Origin of the sequence: Bradyrhizobium sp. I71 (assembly GCF_022354745.1) — a bacterium.
Classification (GTDB): domain Bacteria; phylum Pseudomonadota; class Alphaproteobacteria; order Rhizobiales; family Xanthobacteraceae; genus Bradyrhizobium; species Bradyrhizobium liaoningense.
Window position 1 is genome coordinate 5,033,597 of record NZ_CP059398.1, and the last position, 17,218, is coordinate 5,050,814.

The 17,218-nt window shown below is 65.7% G+C and carries 17 protein-coding genes; 7 read left to right on the plus strand and 10 right to left on the minus strand.

From position 1 onward, the window contains the following. Nucleotides 1-229 precede the first annotated feature (229 nt). Nucleotides 230-1,666 (plus strand): oligosaccharide flippase family protein, encoded by a 1,437-nt coding sequence (locus FJV43_RS24255; RefSeq protein ID WP_239621610.1) that lies wholly within the window; start codon nt 230-232, stop codon nt 1,664-1,666. A gap of 265 nt (nt 1,667-1,931) precedes the next feature. Beyond that, entirely contained in the window at nt 1,932-3,485 is a 1,554-nt protein-coding gene (locus FJV43_RS24260; RefSeq protein ID WP_239621611.1) for a L,D-transpeptidase, read from the plus strand. A gap of 28 nt (nt 3,486-3,513) precedes the next feature. Here the strand turns inward: FJV43_RS24260 and FJV43_RS24265 are convergent, their stop codons facing one another. The 5 genes from FJV43_RS24265 to FJV43_RS24285 form a co-directional block, all read right to left on the minus strand. Beyond that, nucleotides 3,514-4,326, minus strand: coding sequence for a methyltransferase domain-containing protein (locus FJV43_RS24265; RefSeq protein ID WP_239621612.1), 813 nt, complete (start codon nt 4,324-4,326; stop codon nt 3,514-3,516). Between the two features lie 131 nt (nt 4,327-4,457). Then, the gene (locus tag FJV43_RS24270; protein WP_239621613.1) at nt 4,458-4,997 is read right to left on the minus strand and encodes a VOC family protein; all 540 of its coding nucleotides are present in this window, start codon (nt 4,995-4,997) and stop codon (nt 4,458-4,460) included. A gap of 244 nt (nt 4,998-5,241) precedes the next feature. After that, nucleotides 5,242-6,210, minus strand: a complete 969-nt coding sequence (locus FJV43_RS24275) for a tripartite tricarboxylate transporter substrate binding protein (RefSeq protein ID WP_239621614.1) — start codon at nt 6,208-6,210, stop codon at nt 5,242-5,244. A 230-nt stretch (nt 6,211-6,440) separates the two neighbouring features. Then, nucleotides 6,441-7,334 (minus strand): MBL fold metallo-hydrolase, encoded by an 894-nt coding sequence (locus FJV43_RS24280; protein ID WP_239621615.1) that lies wholly within the window; start codon nt 7,332-7,334, stop codon nt 6,441-6,443. Nucleotides 7,335-7,336: 2 nt separating this feature from the next. Next, complete coding sequence (locus FJV43_RS24285) at nt 7,337-8,548, minus strand: ABC transporter substrate-binding protein (protein ID WP_239621616.1); 1,212 nt, start codon at nt 8,546-8,548, stop codon at nt 7,337-7,339. 166 nt (nt 8,549-8,714) lie between these two features. Here FJV43_RS24285 and FJV43_RS24290 point away from each other — a divergent pair, with 166 nt between their 5' ends. From FJV43_RS24290 to FJV43_RS24300, 3 genes are read left to right on the plus strand one after another with little or no spacing between them, the layout of a single operon-like run. Continuing rightward, complete coding sequence (locus tag FJV43_RS24290) at nt 8,715-9,413, plus strand: TetR/AcrR family transcriptional regulator (RefSeq protein ID WP_239621617.1); 699 nt, start codon at nt 8,715-8,717, stop codon at nt 9,411-9,413. After that, nucleotides 9,391-9,951: a carboxymuconolactone decarboxylase family protein gene (locus FJV43_RS24295; protein WP_239621618.1), complete on the plus strand. Its 561-nt coding sequence runs from the start codon at nt 9,391-9,393 to the stop codon at nt 9,949-9,951. The genes FJV43_RS24290 and FJV43_RS24295 overlap by 23 nt, the downstream gene beginning before the upstream one ends. 1 nt (nt 9,952) lies before the next feature. After that, entirely contained in the window at nt 9,953-10,798 is an 846-nt protein-coding gene (locus FJV43_RS24300; protein ID WP_239621619.1) for an SDR family oxidoreductase, read from the plus strand. Between the two features lie 130 nt (nt 10,799-10,928). Here FJV43_RS24300 and FJV43_RS24305 read toward each other — a convergent pair whose 3' ends face one another. Genes FJV43_RS24305 through FJV43_RS24320 form a run of 4 tightly spaced genes read right to left on the minus strand, consistent with a single transcriptional unit; the run spans nt 10,929 to nt 13,473 of the window. After that, nucleotides 10,929-11,438, minus strand: coding sequence for a DoxX family protein (locus FJV43_RS24305; protein WP_239621620.1), 510 nt, complete (start codon nt 11,436-11,438; stop codon nt 10,929-10,931). After that, on the minus strand, nt 11,435-12,217 hold the full coding sequence (locus FJV43_RS24310) for a DNA-binding domain-containing protein (RefSeq protein ID WP_239621621.1): 783 nt from the start codon (nt 12,215-12,217) through the stop codon (nt 11,435-11,437). The genes FJV43_RS24305 and FJV43_RS24310 overlap by 4 nt, the downstream gene beginning before the upstream one ends. After that, nucleotides 12,207-13,124, minus strand: coding sequence for a DUF692 domain-containing protein (locus tag FJV43_RS24315; RefSeq protein ID WP_239621622.1), 918 nt, complete (start codon nt 13,122-13,124; stop codon nt 12,207-12,209). Before FJV43_RS24315 ends, FJV43_RS24310 begins: the two co-directional genes overlap by 11 nt. A gap of 43 nt (nt 13,125-13,167) precedes the next feature. Continuing rightward, nucleotides 13,168-13,473 (minus strand): DUF2282 domain-containing protein, encoded by a 306-nt coding sequence (locus FJV43_RS24320; RefSeq protein WP_239621623.1) that lies wholly within the window; start codon nt 13,471-13,473, stop codon nt 13,168-13,170. 305 nt (nt 13,474-13,778) lie between these two features. Between FJV43_RS24320 and FJV43_RS24325 the strand changes: the two genes are divergently transcribed. Beyond that, nucleotides 13,779-15,875 (plus strand): adenylate/guanylate cyclase domain-containing protein, encoded by a 2,097-nt coding sequence (locus FJV43_RS24325; protein WP_239621624.1) that lies wholly within the window; start codon nt 13,779-13,781, stop codon nt 15,873-15,875. Nucleotides 15,876-15,880: 5 nt separating this feature from the next. Here FJV43_RS24325 and FJV43_RS24330 read toward each other — a convergent pair whose 3' ends face one another. Then, nucleotides 15,881-16,336, minus strand: a complete 456-nt coding sequence (locus FJV43_RS24330; protein WP_239621625.1) for a hypothetical protein — start codon at nt 16,334-16,336, stop codon at nt 15,881-15,883. 214 nt (nt 16,337-16,550) lie between these two features. Between FJV43_RS24330 and FJV43_RS24335 the strand changes: the two genes are divergently transcribed. Beyond that, a complete protein-coding gene (locus FJV43_RS24335) occupies nt 16,551-17,135 on the plus strand; it encodes a HutD family protein (RefSeq protein ID WP_239621626.1) in 585 nt (194 codons plus the stop codon). Nucleotides 17,136-17,218: the final 83 nt, after the last annotated feature.

Consider the following 17,218-nt stretch of genomic DNA (forward strand, 5'->3'; position numbering starts at 1 on the left):
ACGTTTCGCCATCATTGCTCCTTTTCCGTGATCGCGCCGGCCGCTTCAAGGACAGGGCAAATTTAACGCTAACGCGCGATAACCGCGCGCTTGCTCCATTCGCGGTCCGATTTGCAGGCTTGTCCGGCTATCTTCGCCGATGCCAGCGGCGCAATCCGATTGTCACACCAAAGTCCAACTGCCTTAACGTCTCGTTAATCCTGATGGCCGCCAACGGTCCCGTGCCAGCATGCTGAACCGCCATTTCTCGATCTATCTGGTCGCCTACATCCTGCCTGCGGCGGTAGGCTTCTTCGCTGTCACCGCCTATACGCGGCTCCTGAGCCCGGCGGAATACGGCGTCTATGTCGTCGGCATGAGTCTTGCGGGCATTCTGGGCGCGATCTTCTTCGCCTGGATCAAGCTGTCGGTGTCCCGCTATCAGGCGATGTCGGCGGAGGTCGATTTCCGCGGCACGGCGATGGTCGCCTTCGCTCTCACGGCCGCGGTGCTCTGCGCCACCACTCCGCTGGTCTTCCTGCTCCGCAGCGACGTCAGTGTCGAGCTGCTGCTCGCCAGCATGTTCGTCGCGATCATGGCCAACGCGGTCGACGTCGGCCAGGAGTTCGAGCGCGCCAAATTGCGCCCCTACCGGTTCGCGGCGATCTCGATCGTGCGCAGCGTCTCCAGCGTCGGCTTCGGTCTGCTCGGCATCTGGCTCGGCTGGGGTGGATTGGGGCTGCTCGCCGCGTTTGGTCTGGGGTCGCTCACGGGCATCATCCTGAACCTCGTCGGTGACCGCACCAGGATCGCGCGCTTCCAGCGCAGCCAGTTCATGCAGCTGGCGCGCTACGGCCTGCCGCTGACGCTGGCAGGATTGTCCGTCGCCGTCTATTCGGCCTCCGACCGGCTCATTGTCGCCTATCTGCTCGGCAAGGACGCTGCCGGCATCTTCGGCGTTGCCGCCGATCTGCCGCGCCAGTTCATGGTCATGATCGCATCCAGCGTTGCCGCGGCGACCGTGCCGCTGGTGTTCCGGTCATTGTCCGAGAACAACGGCGAGACGACACGCGAGCGGCTGACCGAAAGCCTCGAGCTGCTGCTCGTCGTCGTTGCACCCGTTGCGGTCTGGCTCGCGCTTGCGGCGGACCAGGTGGCCGGCACGCTGGTCGGCGTCGACTTCCGCGCCGGCGTCTCGGCGCTGCTGCCGATCCTGGTGCTCGCCCGCTCCTTCGGTATCGCCAATCAGTTCTACGTGCAGATCAGCTTTCAGCTCGCCGAGCGGCCCTTCATGCTGTCGGCGCAGTCCTTCCTCACGCTCGTGGTCAGCGTGATCCTGATGTTCGCGCTGATCCCCGGCTATGGCCTCCACGGCGCGGCGCTGGCAACGCTGGCGACCGAGGCGATCGGCTTCCTCGCTGCCGTCGTCCTGATGCATCGGGCCCACCCGGTTCCGTTCGAGTTCAACCGCCTCGCCGGCGTTGCCGTCTCCGCAGCCGTGATGGCGGCCGCGATCCTGATCGCGCGATCGCAAGCGGGCGGCACCGGCCTCGTGCCGCTCGCCATCGTCAGTCTCGCCGGCGGCCTCGCTTATGCGGCTGCGGCCTGGTTGCTGAATGTTGCGAACGTGCGAACGTTGTCGCTGCGTTTCCTGCGAACGTTGAATCGCAAGGCGCTCGGCGCTTAGCGAGCGTGCCGCCCGGCGTCGGCCCGTAAGGCTGCACCAGGGCTTGCCCGGACATTCTGCCGCAGCAATCGACGCCAGCTTCGGACCGGCCTCGGCCGTAGGCCGCCTTTCGCCTGCGCAAACCGTCGTATATGAGAGATTTGTCGCGGGAACATGCCGAATCTCGCCACAGACGGAACGTAAGCCGGCTGCGATTTCTTAATCCAATGATTCCAATCTGACGCGTGATCGACACAGGCGGACTGGCATTTCGACCGAGGATGGCATGAAAAACCGACTGACGACGGCGAAATCCACCGTGGCGATGCGGCGTTGGGGGCCTTCCGGAATCGTGGCCTTGGCGGCAATGGTCGCATTGACGGCGACACCGGCAACCGCGGCCAAGCAGCCGCGCCAGGCGGCCGAGGCCGTGGCGCCGCGTGTGGCCGGCGAGCCGATCATAGCGATCGTGTCGATCAAGAGCCAGCAGGTCACTTTCTACGATGCCGATGGCTGGATCATGCGCGCGCCGGTGTCGACCGGCACCACGGGCCGCGAGACGCCCGCGGGCGTGTTCGCCATCGTCGAGAAGGACAAGGATCACCGCTCGACCATGTATGACGATGCCTGGATGCCGAACATGTTGCGCATCACCTGGAACGGTATCGCGCTGCATGGCGGACCGCTGCCCGGCTATGCCGCCTCGCACGGCTGCGTGCGCATGCCGTTCGGCTTTGCCGAGAATCTGTTCGACAAGACGAATATCGGGATGCGTGTGATCATCTCGCCGCACGACGCGGTCCCGGCCGACTTCTCCCACCCCTCGCTGTTCGTGCCGAAGCCGGACGCCATCGCGGCAGCGCCCGGCCTGGCCGACAAGCTCTCCGCCGAGGCCGAGGAGGCCACGAGGGCCGCCGATGCGGCCAAGAAGGCTGCTTCCGCTGCAGCGAAGGAAGCTGCCTCGCTTCCTGCCGCGCTGCGCAAGCTGGAACAGCAGAAGGCCCGCGCAGATGCCGAGCTCGCCTTCGCCGACAAGACGCTCGCGAACGCCAAAACCGATCAGGCCCGCGCCAAGGCCGAGGAGCTGCAGCAAAAGGCGGCGGCCAAGGCGGCCGACGCGGCGACGCAGCTCGAGGTCGCCAGGGCGGCCGCGCAGCAGAAGCGCGATGCGGTGGCCGCCACCAAGGACGCCGCAAAGGCGGCCGCGACCCGGAAAGCCGACGCCGTCAAGGCGGCGACCGACGCGAAGCTCGCAGGCGAGCCGGTCTCGGTCTACATCAGCCGCGCGACGCAGAAGCTCTACGTGCGGCGGAACACGCACAAGCCGGCGCCCGACGGCGGCGGCGAGGTGTTCGACACCAGCATCGAGGTTCCCGTCACGATCCGCAATCCCGACCAGCCGCTCGGCACGCATATCTTCACGGCGATGGCGAAGACCGATATCGGCCTGCGCTGGAACGTGGTCACGATCGAGAACGGCGACGAGGCGAGGAACGCGCTCGACCGCATCACCATCCCGCAGGACGTGTGGGATCGCATCGGACCGACCGCGTTGCCGCGCTCGTCGATCGTCGTTTCGGATGAGCCCCTGAGCAGCGAGACCAATTACCGCACCGAGTTCGTCGCGGTGCTGAGCAACGAGCCGCAGGGCGGCTTCATCACGCGCAAGCCGACCGCGCCTGCCATGATCGCGAGCGATGACGGCTGGGACAACGGCGGTAACGGCTTCGGCTTCTTCTTCCAGCAGCGTGATCCGTACGTCCAGCCGGCCAATCCGCGCCGGCGCAGCCAATATCAGTATTATCAGCCGGCGCAGCCGATGCAGCGCGGCTTTTGGTAGGGAAGCCGGGCTTGCCTGCGGCGCAAGCTTATGGCCGCGCCGTGATCACCAGGGCCTGGATCTTGGCTTCGACCGGTCCGGACCCATGGTGCGCGCGGATCGCAGCGGCGACAGCGTCCGTCGCGGCCTGAAGATCGCCGCCGCTTCTCGCCTCGATTTCGCCGCGCAGCGGCGTACCCTGGCAATAGGCGAACGCCACGAGGTCGGGCGACGGTGCTCGGCTGGTGGCTGCCAGTGTTTCGATCGAGACGTTGCCGAAACCTGCGCGCTCGAGATCGGCCCGTATGATCGCCTGGTCGAAATAGCCGTGCGGCGTCCGCGCCATGAAGCGGGGCGGATCGTCGGGAAACAGCTTGCCCAGGGCGGTCGTCGCGTCATCGGCGAACACGTTCTCCTCGATGCGGTCCCAGACATTGAAGAGAAACGTGCCGCCCGGCTTCAGGACGCGCTTTGCTTCTGAATAGCCCTTGACGCGGTCCGGAAAGAACATGGCGCCGAACTGGCAGCAGACCACGTCGAACTCGGCGTCGCCGAACGGAAGAGCCAACGCATCCGCCTGGCGCCAGGAGATGCGGTCATCGCCCGCCTGACGCTGCGCCGCGACCGCGAGCATCGGCTCGTTGAGGTCGGTCGCAACGTAGCGGACGCGGCCCGGCAACGCCGCCGCCACGGCGCGCGTCACGGCGCCGGTGCCGGCCGCGATCTCGAGCAGCGCGGAGGGCGAGAGCGCGGCGATGCGTCTTGCGATGTCGTCGGCGTAACCGGCGAAGATCATCGGGACGAGATGCTCATCGTAGAGCTTTGGGATGGGGCCGGCGAAAACCTTGTCAGTGTCGGACATGCTTGCCTCGCTGAAGGTTCGGACGTGAGGCCCGACCTTACCACGGATGCGCCGGCAAGGATGTGAAATAGACCGGCTCAGCACGGCGTTGCGCGCCCTCAGCGAACATCGGCAGAGCCGGTCATCGAGCCTTACGATTTTCCGCCGCCGACCTCGCGGATCGGCCGCGTGCCGTCCCAGTTCATCGCGGCCTGCCGGACCTTCTCGAAGAACGGTCCCTTGGTGCCGCTGATGTCGGAAATCTCGATCACGGTGCCCGGATGGGCCTGCGTGTCGAAATAGGCAAAGCGTCCCTTCTCGCCGCCGATCTGGCCCTCATGGCCGATCCTGTAGCCGAGCCCGATCGCCCTGTCGTAGAGCGCCTGATAGTCGTGGCTCCAGTACGACATGTGCTGGAGCCCTTCGTGCCCGGCGTCCAAAAACTCCTTGTAAAGTGAAGGCGCGTCGTTGCGCTGCTGGATCAACTCGATCTGGAGATCGCCGGAATTGGCCAGTGCGATGCTCATCTCGACGGCGGAATCCTGGCCGCGATGGCGGAACCAATCGGTCTTGACCCGGTCCATGTAGTACCAGGGGCCGACGCCCATCACCTCGATCCAGTGCGTCATCGCGGCGTGAATGTCCCGCACCACATATCCGTTCTGGCGCACCGCGCCGAAGATGCGGCTCATGCCCGCGCTCCCATTCCTGCCTTGTTCACTTCGGAGCTATCGCATTGGCAGCAAGAGGCTGCCGGACAAGCGCGGCCTGCATGGTTCGAGACGCCCGCCTTGGCGGGCTCCTCACCATGAGGGTCTGCAATCTTGCTGTAAAACCCGACCTCATCCTGAGGGCCCGCCGTAGGCGGGCGTCTCGAAGGATGGCCGCGAGCAAGCTCTCCGCCAAGTCTTTCTTCATGTGCGATAGCCCAGCTATTCACTTGACCTCGATGCCTGCATCCTTGGCAACCTGCTTCCAGGCGGCGATGTCGCGGGCATTGATGTCGCGCTGCTCGTCGCCAGGGACGAATTGCGGGGTGATGCCGAGGCCCAGAAGCTTCTGCTTCACTACCTCGTCGCCGAGCGCCTCCTTCAGGGCTGCCGACAGCTTCTGCGCGGTCGGCGGAGCGAGCCCCGCCGGCGCATACATCGCCCAGGACAGGCTGCGATCGAATGCCACGCCCTGTTCCTTGTAGCTGGCGACATCCGGCAGGCTCGGCGAACGTTCGCCGCAGGCGGCGAGCGCCTTGATCGAGCCGTCCTTCACCAGCGGCGTCGCCGTGGCGACGTCGAGCGTCGCGAGCGAGATGTGGCCGCCGAGCAGATCGCCGGCAAGTTTGGCGATGCCGTTGAACGGCACGTGGTCCATCTTGATGCCGGTCTGCTGCATCAGGATCTCCGCGCAGAATTGACCGGTCGAGCCGACGCCCCAGCTGCCGTACTGGATCGGCTCGCCCTTCCTGGCCAGCGCGACCAGGCCCTTGATGTCATTGGCGGCAAAGTTCCTGGTCGCGACCAGCATGATGGAGGAGGTGCCGACGCGGCCGATGGTCGTGAAATCCTTGATCGGATCGTAGGGCAGCTTTGGATAGATCGCGGGGGCAAGCACATGCGTGGTCATGCCGCCGACGGTGATGGTGTAGCCGTCATTCGGAGATGTCGCGACCATCTGCGTGCCAAGCGTGCCGGCGGCGCCGGTGTGGTTCTCGATATAGATGCTCTGTCCGAGCGTCTTGCTCATCCTGTCTGCAAGCAGCCGGCCGACCACGTCGCCGCCGCCGCCGGCCGCATAGGGCAGCAGCATCTTGATCTTGCGGGTGGGGTAGGCGGCAGGGTCCTCGGCGCGCAACGCCAGCGTCGCCGACAGCAATGCGAGAAACGAAAGCGTGGCCGTGCGCAGCATCATGTGGCATCTCCTGAAGAAGAATAGGTTTTGGTTGAATCGATTGCGAGCCACGAGCTCGGATCACCTCTCCCATAGGGAGAGGTCGGGTCGCATCGAAAGATGCGATCCGGGTGAGGGGTTACGGTCTCGCTTCGCATTGCGGCCCCTCACCCGGATTGCTGCGCAATCCGACCTCTCCCCGCTGGGGAGAGGTGAACTCCGGGGCCGCCGATCGAACTCAGCTTCATGGTCTAGTCCTCGAAACGAAATCGATAGGCCTCGCCGTGCCGGATCACGCGTCCCGCGGTCGGTGCGGGGAAATGGCCGGTGAGCAGGTAGCTTGGCGTGTCGGCGAGCTCCTCCAGCAACGCCATTCGCGTTGCGAGTGCCGCAGCCGGATCGACGTCGGCGGCATTCGACAGCCACGGCGCGGCACACTGGATCGGATGATGGATGACGTCGCCGGACATCACCGCGTGTTCGTGACCGCCATTGAGAAGGATCTGCATGTTGCCGGCGGTGTGGCCGGGCGCCGGCGCGAAGCGCAGGGCCGCGTCGCGATCGTCGAACAGACGGTGGTCGGTCTCGACCAATTCGGCGAGGCCGGCCGCGACCACCGGCAGCACGGAATCCGCGAACGAGCCGTGGTTCACCGGGCTCTTCGGCGCAGCATTGTGCGCGGCCTCGAAATGGTGGTACTCGGCCCGCCCCATCAGATAGCGCGCGTTAGGGAAGGTCGGCACCCAGCGCCCGTCCACGAGGCGCGTGTTCCAGCCGACGTGATCGACATGCAGGTGCGTGCACATCACGAAATCGACCTGCTCGGGGACAACGCCCAGCGCCTGCAAGTTTTCGAGATAGGGTTGATTCAGCTCGTTCCATGCCGGCACGCGCGGTCGATGCTTGTGATTGCCGCAGCAGGTGTCGACGATCGCGGTCCAGCGCGGCGTGCGCACCAGGTAGGAATGGTGGCTGAGAATGAAGCGGCCGGTCTCGGGCTCGATATAGCGCTGGTCGAGCCAGCTCCGGTTCTCCGCGATCACATCGTCGGTGACGTTGGCGAACAGCCAGCTCTTGTCGAACGCCAGTGCAGGAATCTCGCTGACGAGATCGACCCGCATGCTGCCGATCCGCAACCCCCGCATGATCAGTTCTTCAGGAGACCGCCGAACGGCACCCAGCGCGTGCCGTCAAAACGGATCAATTGAAGGCTCGTCATCGGCGTGAAGCGCTCGGGCGAATTGCTCACGGCGGTCCCGTTGATCAGCATCGGCAGGCGCACGTCCTTCATAGTGGTCGCCTGCTTCATGACGTTGGCGCGGGTGAGGTCATTGCCTGATGCCTTCAGCACCGTCACCAGCGTCTGCGCGATGGTGTAGCCGTAGACGTTGAGCCAGTCGCTCTTGTTGGCGTCCGGCATGTGCTTGTCCATGAACGCCAGCCACTCCTTGTAGCCGGCATCGTCCTTCAGCGCGGGGTCTGTCGCGTCCTTCAGATACTGGCTGGAGATGACGCCGGTGGAATTGTCCTTGCCGGCCGGCTCCAGCACGCCGCTGATCGAGGCCGAGACGTTCGAGATGATGGTCACGGGCTTCCAGCCGATCTCGCCGATCTTGCGGATCGCCTGCGCCGCGAATTTCGGCGTCGCCGCGACGAGGACGACATCCGCGCCCGCGGTCTTCAATTGCAGGATCTGGGTGTCGACGGTCGGGGCCGAGGTCTCGTAAGCCGCCCGCGCGACGATCGCCTCGCCGCTGCCGAGCCCTTCCTCCAGCGCCTTCAGATAGTCCTTGCCGAGATCGTCGTTCTGGTAGAGCACGCCGACCTTGGCATTGGCGTGGCTCGCCTTGATGTACTTGGCGTAGGCGATCGCCTCGTCGCGATAGGTCGGCTGCCAGCCGACGGTCCACGGAAAATTCTTCGGGTCATCCCACTTGGCTGCGCCGGAGCCGAGGAAGAGCTGCGGCACCTTGCGCTCGTTGAGATATTTGTGCACGGCGCTGTTGGTTGGCGTACCGACGCCGCCGAAGATCAAGAGCACTTCCTCGCTCTCGACCAGCCGCCGGGTCTGCTCCACCGTCTTCGGCGGGCTGTAGGCGTCATCCGCGATGATCATCTGGATGCGTCGCCCGTTCACGCCACCCTCGTCGTTCACCTTGCGGAAATAGGCCTCCGCCGATTTGGCGATCTGCGCGAAGGCCGACACCGGGCCGCTCAGCGGCGCGGTGGTGCCGATCCTGATGGTCTTGTCGTCGGCGCCGGGATCGTATTTCGCGCTTTGGGCCTGGGCGGTGCTTGCTGCGAGCAGCGGCAACAGGATGCAGGCCGCATAAAGCCGACGGCGGGCAAGGCGCGCCATGACGTCATCTCCCAAATTGCTCTCCGCCTCTCGATGGAGCGGAGTTGAAACGCGAGGACAGCACCCGAAAGCGAACTTGCGGGCCGCGACCGTTGCCGCCAGACTTGCGAAACGAACGATCGTTCGTACGGTTGACTAGCGAACGATCGTTCGTTAGTCAAGCCGCATGGCTGTCCACACCTCCAGCGCGGCGGAAGCGGCTGCGCCCACGACCCGCGAGCGCATCCTTTCCGAAGCGCTCAATTTGTTTGCGCAAAGCGGCTATGGCGGCGCCTCGATGCGCGAGCTCGCCCGGCGCGTCGGCATCCGCGAGAGCAGCCTCTACAATCATTTCCCCGGCAAGGCCGCGATCCTGGAGGCGATCGTCGCCGAGCACGGTCCGGCCAGCTCCGCGAGCCGGCTGGAGGAGGCGCGCTACAGGCAGCTCGCGCGGCAGCCCGCCGCGTTCTGCCGGCAGTTCGCGCTCGACCTCGTCGAGCAATGGTCCGATCCGCGCGAGCACCAGTTTCAGAAGGTGATCACCGCCGAGCGCAACCGCGTCCCCGGCATCCGCGCCAAGTTCGCCGATCATTTCTACGCGCGCGAGCAGAGCCTGATGACGGATTATTTCCGCGGCTTTGCGCTCGCCGGTTTGGTTTCCACCCCCGATCCGCGCGAGACCGCGCGGCTGTTCGCCGCCGGGTTGATCTACATCCGTCTCGAACATTACGTGATGGGCGCGGCGCCCTCGCCGCGAGCGAAGGTGATCGAGGCGATCGACCGCTATCTCGCGTTCTTCCTGTCGCTGATTGCGGCAGGCCATGACGACGACAACAAGAAACGAAAGCCCAAGGGAGAAACGCGTGGCAAGGCTGCCCCTGATTGATCCGGAGACGACGAGCGGCGACATCCGCGCCTCGTTCGACCGCATGCCGGTCAAGCTCAACATCTTCCGCATGATGGCCCACGCCGAGGCCAACATGATCCCGGCGATGCGGCTCGGCAATTCGATCCTGCACAAGCAGAAGCTATCGGCCGTCAACCGCGAGCTGCTGATCCTCCAGGCCGCGCAGCTCGAAGGCGGCGCCTATGAATGGCGCCAGCACGTGCCGATCGCGCTCGGCGTCGGCTGCACGCAGGGACAGATCGATGCCGTGGAGCGCGCAGATTACGACGCCGCCGCGTTGAGCGAGGCCGAGCGTGCCTTGCTGAAATTCGGTCGCGAGGTGGTCGAGAACGTCCGCGTGGCGGAAGCGACCTTCGCTGCCGCGCGAAAGCACTTCAGCAACCAGGAGATCGTCGAATCCATCGTCGCGCTCGGCTTCTACATGATGATGGCGCGCCTCACCGAGGCGACCGAAACCGATCTCGACCCCGCAGCCGGCATGAAGGTCTATGACGGCGGCAAGAAACAGGGCAGCTGAGATGGCGGAGACCGAGAGCAAGCCGGACCGTTACGTCCGTCCGCCGAGCGCGGAATCGCTGGGCGAAGCGCCGGGCAGGGGGCGCCTGACAGGGCGCCGCATCCTGATCGTCGGCGGCGGCCAGCGCGTCTTCGACGCCGCCACCGATCCGATCGGCAACGGCCGGGCCATGAGCATTCTATGCGCACGCGAAGGTGCCAAGGTCGCGGTGGCCGACCTCAACCGCAGCTCTGCCGAGCAGACCGTCAAGCGCATCACCGATGAGGGCGGTGAAGCCTTTGCCATCGCCGCCGACGTCACGTCCGAGGCCGACGTTCAGCGCATGATCGCGGAAGCGCACCGCGCCATGGACGGGCTCGACGGCATGGTGCTGAACATCGGCACCTTCGGCAAGGTCGGGCTCGACGCGGTCAGCCCGGACGAGTGGAACAAGATCTACGACGTCAACGTCCGCGGCCCCATGCTATGCTGCCGCGCCGCGTTGCCGAAGTTCGACGATGGTGGCGCCATCGTCTTCATCTCCTCGATCGCCGCGCTGAAGGCCGGCTCGCAGATGGCGGTGTACGATTCCTCCAAGGCCGCGCTCGGCGGCCTCATGCGCAACATCGCCCATCTCGGATCGCGGCGCGGCATCCGCGCCAATCTCGTTTATCCCGGCCTCGTCGACACTCCCAACGGCCGCGAGGCCGGCGCTGGGCGCCCCAACCGCGGCAAGGGCCACATTCCATTCGGCCGCCAGGCAACGGCATGGGAGATCGCCTATGCCGTGCTGTTCTTCCTCTCGGACGAAAGCGTCTACGTCACCGCGCAGACCCTCGCGGTCGATAGCGGCTTGAGCGGGATGTGAAGGCCTAAACGGCCAACCGCACGCACTGACGTCATCCTGAGGTGCTCACCTTGCGATGCATCGCATCGCAAGGTGAGCCTCGAAGGATGGGGATGACGGTCGTCGTGTGGATGCACGACATTGTGCGTGCCTATCGCCCGTGCGATCGCGCGCGACAGATCAGATGATCGAGCGAGATGCGCCCCGGCCCGTGAGCCATGATGCCCAGCGCCATGGCGGCCCAGGTGAGGTGGATGGGCCAGCCATCCGGCACCGTGAGCTCCACGATCAGCGTCATGAACAATAGCCCGAGCGCCGCGAACCGCGTGCCCAGTCCCAGCACCAGCAGGATCGGGAACATGATCTCGCCCGAACCCGACAGGAAGGCCATCACCGTCGGTGCCGGAAAGTGATAGGGCCCGCCCGGCAGATGCAGCATGAATTCGTCGCTGAACAGCGTCACGGCGGTGTCGTTGAGCCTGAGGAAGCCGTCCCATTTGAGCATGCCCGAGCGCCAGAACGGCACCGCCAGCGCGACGCGCAGTACGAGCTGGACGAGCGAGGGCGTCGCAACCGTCTGCACCAGATGATTGGCCTTGTCGATGAGCACTCCGGGCGACGGCAGGCCGCTGTCGGTGGCCATGTGCCGGTCCGTGATCATGATGGGTCTCCGCAAGCGAGCGAGGTGAAAGCGCCGGCTTCGATCAGTCCGGCGATGTTCGCGGCGATGTCGAACTCGCTTGAAGCTTCCAGCGCCGACGCCGCGGCCTCGCCGAGCGGTCGCCCCGACATCAGGCCGTCCGCGAAGACCGCCCCGCCGGGCGGAAGGCGGCGCACGGTGACGTCGAACTCGGGTCGCGTGATCAGGGCATCCTCCGGCGTGGAGGCATCGATGCGCATGATCGGTGCATCGTCGCGGTTGGCGGCAAAGATCGTCACGGCGGCATATCGAAAGCGCAGGCATCGCGTGGCGGGATGCGGAACGAACACCAGATCGGCCAAACGATCGGACGTCACCGCCGACAACCGGGCCGGCGACAGCGGAAGCGCGTCGGCGGCGTGATAGGCATCGAGCCAGGCGCGTTCGATGCGGGCGACGTCGGGGAGCCAGGGCATGGCCTGCGCATGCTCATACCGCACGATGAACTCCGGGAAGTCGCGGCCGTATTCGAACAGCAGCGGCGATGTCGGCGGATTGCCGCGGACATGGGTACGCGCCATGGCGCGGAAGAAGTCGGCGCCGGTGATGCGCTGCACCGCCGGATAGATCGCGGCCAGCGCGTCGATCAGGCTGACCGTGACGTTGTTGCGGTAGACGTCGTAGCGCCGGCCGGCGGCCTTGCCGTTCGGGCCGGTCAAGTCCGCGGGTGTGCTGCGCGCCGGATCCAGCAGCGCCGGCGCGAACGAGGCGGCGAAGGACAGGCCGGCGTCATGCGGCATGGCGGTCTCCTGCCGGCACGGCGGACTGATGACGGTCGAGGATTGCCTGGGCCGCGGCGGCTTCCGCCTGGAGCACCGGCCAGTCCGGTATCCTGCTGTCCCACTCGATCAGCGTCGGCACCGCGCCGCGGCGCCGGATCACGATCTCGTAGAGCTTCCAGACGGCGTCCGCGACCGGACCGTCATGGCTATCGATCAACAGCAGGTCGCCTTCGTCGTCGGCCTGCTCGGCATGGCCCGCGAGATGAAGTTCCCCGACTCGCGACAGCGGAAACTCCGCAAGATACTCGAGCGCCGAGAAGCCCTGGTTGGTTGCGGATACGAACACGTTGTTGACGTCGAGCAGCAGCCCGCAGCCGGTGCGCTCGGCGATGGCGCGGATGAAGTCGGTCTCGCTCATCGAGGACTCGCGAAACGCGACATAGGTCGAGGGGTTTTCCAGCAGCAGCGGGCGGCGGATCGCCTCCTGCACCTGGTCGATGTGATCGCAAACGCAAGCCAGCGTCGCCTCGGTATAGGGCAGGGGCAACAGATCGTTGAAGAAGCTGGTCTCATGCGTCGACCAGGCGAGATGCTCGGAGACCAGCGCCGGCTGGTAGCGTGCGACCAGGCCGCGGAAGCGCGCCAGATGCGCCTTGTCGAGCGGCCGGGGCCCGCCGATCGACATGCAGACGCCATGCAGCGAGAGCGGATGGTCGCGGCGGATCGCCTCCAGCGCACGATGCGGTGGGCCGCCGGCGCCCATGTAGTTCTCGGCGTGGACCTCGAAGAAGCCGCGCCGAGGCCCTGCCGCGAGGATGGCCGGGAGATGCTCGGGCTTGAAGCTCGTCCCGGCGACGCCGCCGATGGGCGTCCCGAAACGGAGCGGCACGGCCGCAGGTCCGGTCGAATTGGTCACCGTGCTCATCGTGCTGCTCCGTTCGTGCGTCCTGGCGATGTCGCGCCGGCCGTTACACCGGCTTGAGCGAACCCTTCTTGCCGTTCGGCAGCTCGATGCTGGTGCAGGTGCCGCCCTGCACGAATTTCCAGGCGTTGCCCTGGAAGTCGACGGTCGAGGTGCCCTGGCAGGTCGTGCCCGGACCCGCTGCGCAATCGTTCTGGCCCTTCAGTGCGACGCCGAAGCACTTCTCCTTCTTGGCGGCGACGGCCGCATCGCCCTCGGCCTTGGTCAGGGGGCTGGCGGCGGCAAGGGTCGCGAGCGCGGTCGACATCGCACCGGCGAGGACGAGGGAGGTGACAGCATGTTTGGCAGACATCGAGTTCTCCTGTTCGAGATGGCGTCGCCTGGCAGGCGACTGCGCATGGTCTCCTTCGCTCCGCTCGCCACCTGCGTTACAGGCAGCTTGCTCACGAATCCGTGAGACCGGTTGGATCGGGCGCACGGGCGGTGCGCTCGAGCGGGGATTAGCGGGCAAGCGTCGGCTCGAAGCCAATGCCCAGCTTCTATCGAGATGGTAGCCGCCGGGCATTGGCTGTGCGCGCTCGCTCCTGCCAGACGTAACGAACGAGCGCCGGCGGCGTAAGACATGTCAGTGACTCGCAACGAGGCGCGAAAGCAGCGATGAAAGTCGATTCCGAACGACGGCTTCGCGCGATCGCAGGGCTGACGGTCAGCATCCGCCTTGCGGTCTCCGCGCTGGTCCTGGCCGCGATCCTGCTGACGGCCGCGCTGTCGAGCCTGTTGTGGTGGCGCACGGCGGAGGCGACCAGCCGGCAGCTCGCCTCGACCATCAACGAGCAGATCGTCGCGGCCGTGCGCAAGGAGGTCTCGGCCATCGTCGACGAGGCGCGCGCCGCCCACACGGCGATCCGCACGCTGTTCCTCCAGAACGTGCTCGACACTCGCGAGGCCGACAAGCGCGAGTTCGTCTTTCTCTCGCAATTGCAGTCGCAGGCGACGATTTCCTGGGTCGCGTTCGGCTGGCCCGATGGCTCCTTCTTCGCCGCGCACAAGCTCGGCGATCGCCGCCTGGAGATGATGGAGATCTCGCGGACCGACCATGCCGGCCAGCGCCGCGTCGATGAATATGAGGTGGTGCCCGGCGACATCGAGTTCGCCAACCGCCGCTTTGAGCCGACCTCGTTTCACGTCGCCGATCAGGCCTGGTTCAAGGCCGGGCTGACCGCGGATGATCCGCAATGGTTCAGGGTGCTGGACCATGCGACTGGCGTGCGGCCGTCGATCGCCTTCGCGGGGCCGATCGACGTCTATCAGGAGCGGCAAGGCGTACTGGCCGTCGTCATCGAATACACCAGGCTCGCGCGCTTCCTGTCGCAGCTCGAGGTCGGGCGCACGGGGACCGCCTTCATCGTCGACGATAGCGGCGAGCTCGTCGCGGCGCCGGACAAGGATGCCGACGAGCTCCATCCGGCGCGCGGCGACACGGCGCTGCTGCCGCTCGCGCGCCTGGCGCTCGGCAAGGCGGGCGAGGCCGGCGGCAGGGAGGCCTGGCGAAGCCGGCTCATGTCGGGCGGCGCCGCCTATGAAGTCGCGCTGACGCCGCTGTCGTTTCCCGGCTGGTCGCTCGCGACCGTGATCCCCGAGGCCGAGTTTCTCGGGCCGGTCGAGACGACGCTGCGGCGCCTGATCCTTGGCCTTGCCATCGGCGCCGTGCTCGCGGCGCTGGCCTCGGCGACGCTGGCGCGCTCCGTCATTGCCGCGCCGCTGTCACGCGTCGTCGGCGAGCTGCGCCATGTCGAGGCCTTCGCGCTGGAGCAGGTCCGCCGCCATCCGTCGCGGCTCAGGGAAATCGCGAGCCTGTCGGGCGCGATCGCCGAGATGGCGGCGGGATTGTCGGCCTTCCGCAAGTTCATCCCGGCGGATCTCGTCCGCGGCTTGTTGCGCCAGGGCGTCGAGGCGAGGCCCGGCGGCAGCGTCCAGGAGCTCAGCGTGATGTTCATCGACATTGCCGGCTTCACCGGGCTGTCCGAGCGGATGGGCGACCGCGTGGTGCCGCTGCTGTCGCGCTATCTCGACATCACCTCGGAAATCATCGTTGCCCATGGCGGGACCATCGACAAGTTCATCGGCGATGCCGTGATGGCGTTCTGGGGCGCGCCGCAGCCGCAAGACGATCACGCCGCGCGATGCTGCCGCGCGGCGCTCGCCTGCCGGAGCGCGATCGAACAGTCGGGCCTTGTCGACGATCTCGGCCAGCCGCTCCAGATCCGCATCGGCATCAATTCCGGCCGCATGCTGGTCGGCAATATCGGCTCGGAGCTGCGGCTGAACTACACCGTGATCGGCGATGCCGTGAACGTCGCCAGCCGGCTCGAAGGCGCCAACAAATCCTACGGGACGCGGATCCTGCTCGGCGCGGCGACCGAACGTCTGGCGCGCGGCGTCGTCATCACGCGCGAGGTCGACAGCATCGCGGTCTACGGACGCGAGGAGGGGATCTCCGTCCACGAGCTGATCGGGATCGCGGGCGAGACGGCCGATGATAGTGACGCGATCGGCTGGATCGCGGATTACGAGCGCGGCCTCGCCGCCTATCGCGCACGCCGGTTTGCTGATGCGCTCGCCGATTTCGAAGCGGTGTTGAAGCAGCGCCGCCACGATCGTCCGGCCGCCTTGATGCGCGACCGCTGCCGGCAGCTCATGTCGGCTGCGCCCGACGCCGCCTGGCGGGCCGTCGCGGCATTGACGTCGAAATGACGGCGTCAGCGAGATAGGGCATGGAGCAGCGCGAGAAGCCCAACGAATAGCAGTATGCCCATGATTAAAGAGAACTTGGATGACGCTTTGTCGTCTTGAGGCGTTTGCAACGGTCGTGCTGCCTCGGCAGGAGGTGCGTCTTGAGCCCTTTGCGACTGTCGCGCTGCCATATCAGAAGCTCCATCCTCCGGAGCTGGTGATTCCACCAAGATGGGTGATGCAAAACGCTCAAGAGGAAGTAACAGATAATCACGTCGACTTGCGATTTCGGCTTCAAACTCCCTTGCTTGACGCGCGTAACTATAGGCCGCGGTGTGCGGATGTGGATTTTCAGCCATCTTTCCTGTTTCGATCAGGTGCCGACCTCCGACGATGGTAACTCGAAACATGTAAAAATGGCCTTCGGGAACGTGGCGCAAGTGGATTTCGGTGAGATCGCTTCTCTCGATAATTTTGAACATGGAAGATCGCCCAAAAGGCAGTGCCAGAAGGACGTCATTTAAATCAAACGTGCAATCTTAGCGTGCAGTGCGCCGAGTGTCATCAATCTGAACCGCATGATCTGGTGATCAGGGCTGAGCAAGAACGGTCCAGCCGATTGGCTAAGCCAGTCCGTCAGGCGCATGATACGTGAGTAGCTCGTGCCCTCTTGCTGTTCCCGGATGACCCAAAGACATGAAAACCACGCTGCTCGAGCCCGAAAACTATACCCGCTCGCCCTGGAAGAATGGCGGCGGCATCTTCACCGACATTGCGGACGCTCATCGGGACGATGCGCCCCGGAAGAATTGGGACAGCCTGCTCTGGCGCTTTGCTTCGACGCCGATCGTGGCGCCCGGTCCCTTCTCCTACATGCCCGGCATCGACCGCTTGCAGATGGTCGTGGGCGGGCGTGGGCTCGTGCTGAAGTCGCCCACGCAGGCATTCGACGAACGTGAACCTTTTACGACCGTGCGCTTCACCGGCGAGCTCGAGATCGTCACCGAGCTCGAGGCCGGTCCGGTCGAGGTCGTGAACCTCATGGCGCGGCGCGGTGCGGCGGAGATCGATCTTCTCGCGCTCAGGGAGCCCGGCGAGCGGCCGCTCGCGGCAGGCACCCATCTCGTCTACGCCGCGCGCGGCGAATGCCGCATCCGTCTCGATGACGAGAATTTTACGATTCCCGACGAGGGCACGTTGAAGGTCGAGCTGACGGAGCCGGCGACGCTCGCGCTCGTCTCGGGCCTCGCGGTGCTGGGATCGATCCGGCTGCTCGCTTAGGCGACCGCTGCACCGGTCGCCTGCTGCGCACAATCCATGCAACTGGCCAGGTTGACGCCGCCGGGCCGGAGCATGATATCTGC

Bases quoted from the DNA above. Each gene is read 5' to 3' on its own strand.
- FJV43_RS24335 (WP_239621626.1), top strand. From the start codon at position 16,551: ATGAAAACCACGCTGCTCGAGCCCGAAAACTATACCCGCTCGCCCTGG.
- FJV43_RS24300 (WP_239621619.1), top strand. From the start codon at position 9,953: ATGGCGGAGACCGAGAGCAAGCCGGACCGTTACGTCCGTCCGCCGAGC.
- FJV43_RS24280 (WP_239621615.1), bottom strand. From the start codon at position 7,334: ATGCGGGGGTTGCGGATCGGCAGCATGCGGGTCGATCTCGTCAGCGAG.
- FJV43_RS24270 (WP_239621613.1), bottom strand. From the start codon at position 4,997: ATGAGCCGCATCTTCGGCGCGGTGCGCCAGAACGGATATGTGGTGCGG.
- FJV43_RS24315 (WP_239621622.1), bottom strand. From the start codon at position 13,124: ATGAGCACGGTGACCAATTCGACCGGACCTGCGGCCGTGCCGCTCCGT.
- FJV43_RS24285 (WP_239621616.1), bottom strand. From the start codon at position 8,548: ATGGCGCGCCTTGCCCGCCGTCGGCTTTATGCGGCCTGCATCCTGTTG.
- FJV43_RS24260 (WP_239621611.1), top strand. From the start codon at position 1,932: ATGAAAAACCGACTGACGACGGCGAAATCCACCGTGGCGATGCGGCGT.
- FJV43_RS24310 (WP_239621621.1), bottom strand. From the start codon at position 12,217: ATGCCGCATGACGCCGGCCTGTCCTTCGCCGCCTCGTTCGCGCCGGCG.
- FJV43_RS24305 (WP_239621620.1), bottom strand. From the start codon at position 11,438: ATGATCACGGACCGGCACATGGCCACCGACAGCGGCCTGCCGTCGCCC.
- FJV43_RS24290 (WP_239621617.1), top strand. From the start codon at position 8,715: ATGGCTGTCCACACCTCCAGCGCGGCGGAAGCGGCTGCGCCCACGACC.
- FJV43_RS24330 (WP_239621625.1), bottom strand. From the start codon at position 16,336: ATGTTCAAAATTATCGAGAGAAGCGATCTCACCGAAATCCACTTGCGC.
- FJV43_RS24255 (WP_239621610.1), top strand. From the start codon at position 230: ATGCTGAACCGCCATTTCTCGATCTATCTGGTCGCCTACATCCTGCCT.
- FJV43_RS24320 (WP_239621623.1), bottom strand. From the start codon at position 13,473: ATGTCTGCCAAACATGCTGTCACCTCCCTCGTCCTCGCCGGTGCGATG.
- FJV43_RS24275 (WP_239621614.1), bottom strand. From the start codon at position 6,210: ATGATGCTGCGCACGGCCACGCTTTCGTTTCTCGCATTGCTGTCGGCG.
- FJV43_RS24325 (WP_239621624.1), top strand. From the start codon at position 13,779: ATGAAAGTCGATTCCGAACGACGGCTTCGCGCGATCGCAGGGCTGACG.
- FJV43_RS24265 (WP_239621612.1), bottom strand. From the start codon at position 4,326: ATGTCCGACACTGACAAGGTTTTCGCCGGCCCCATCCCAAAGCTCTAC.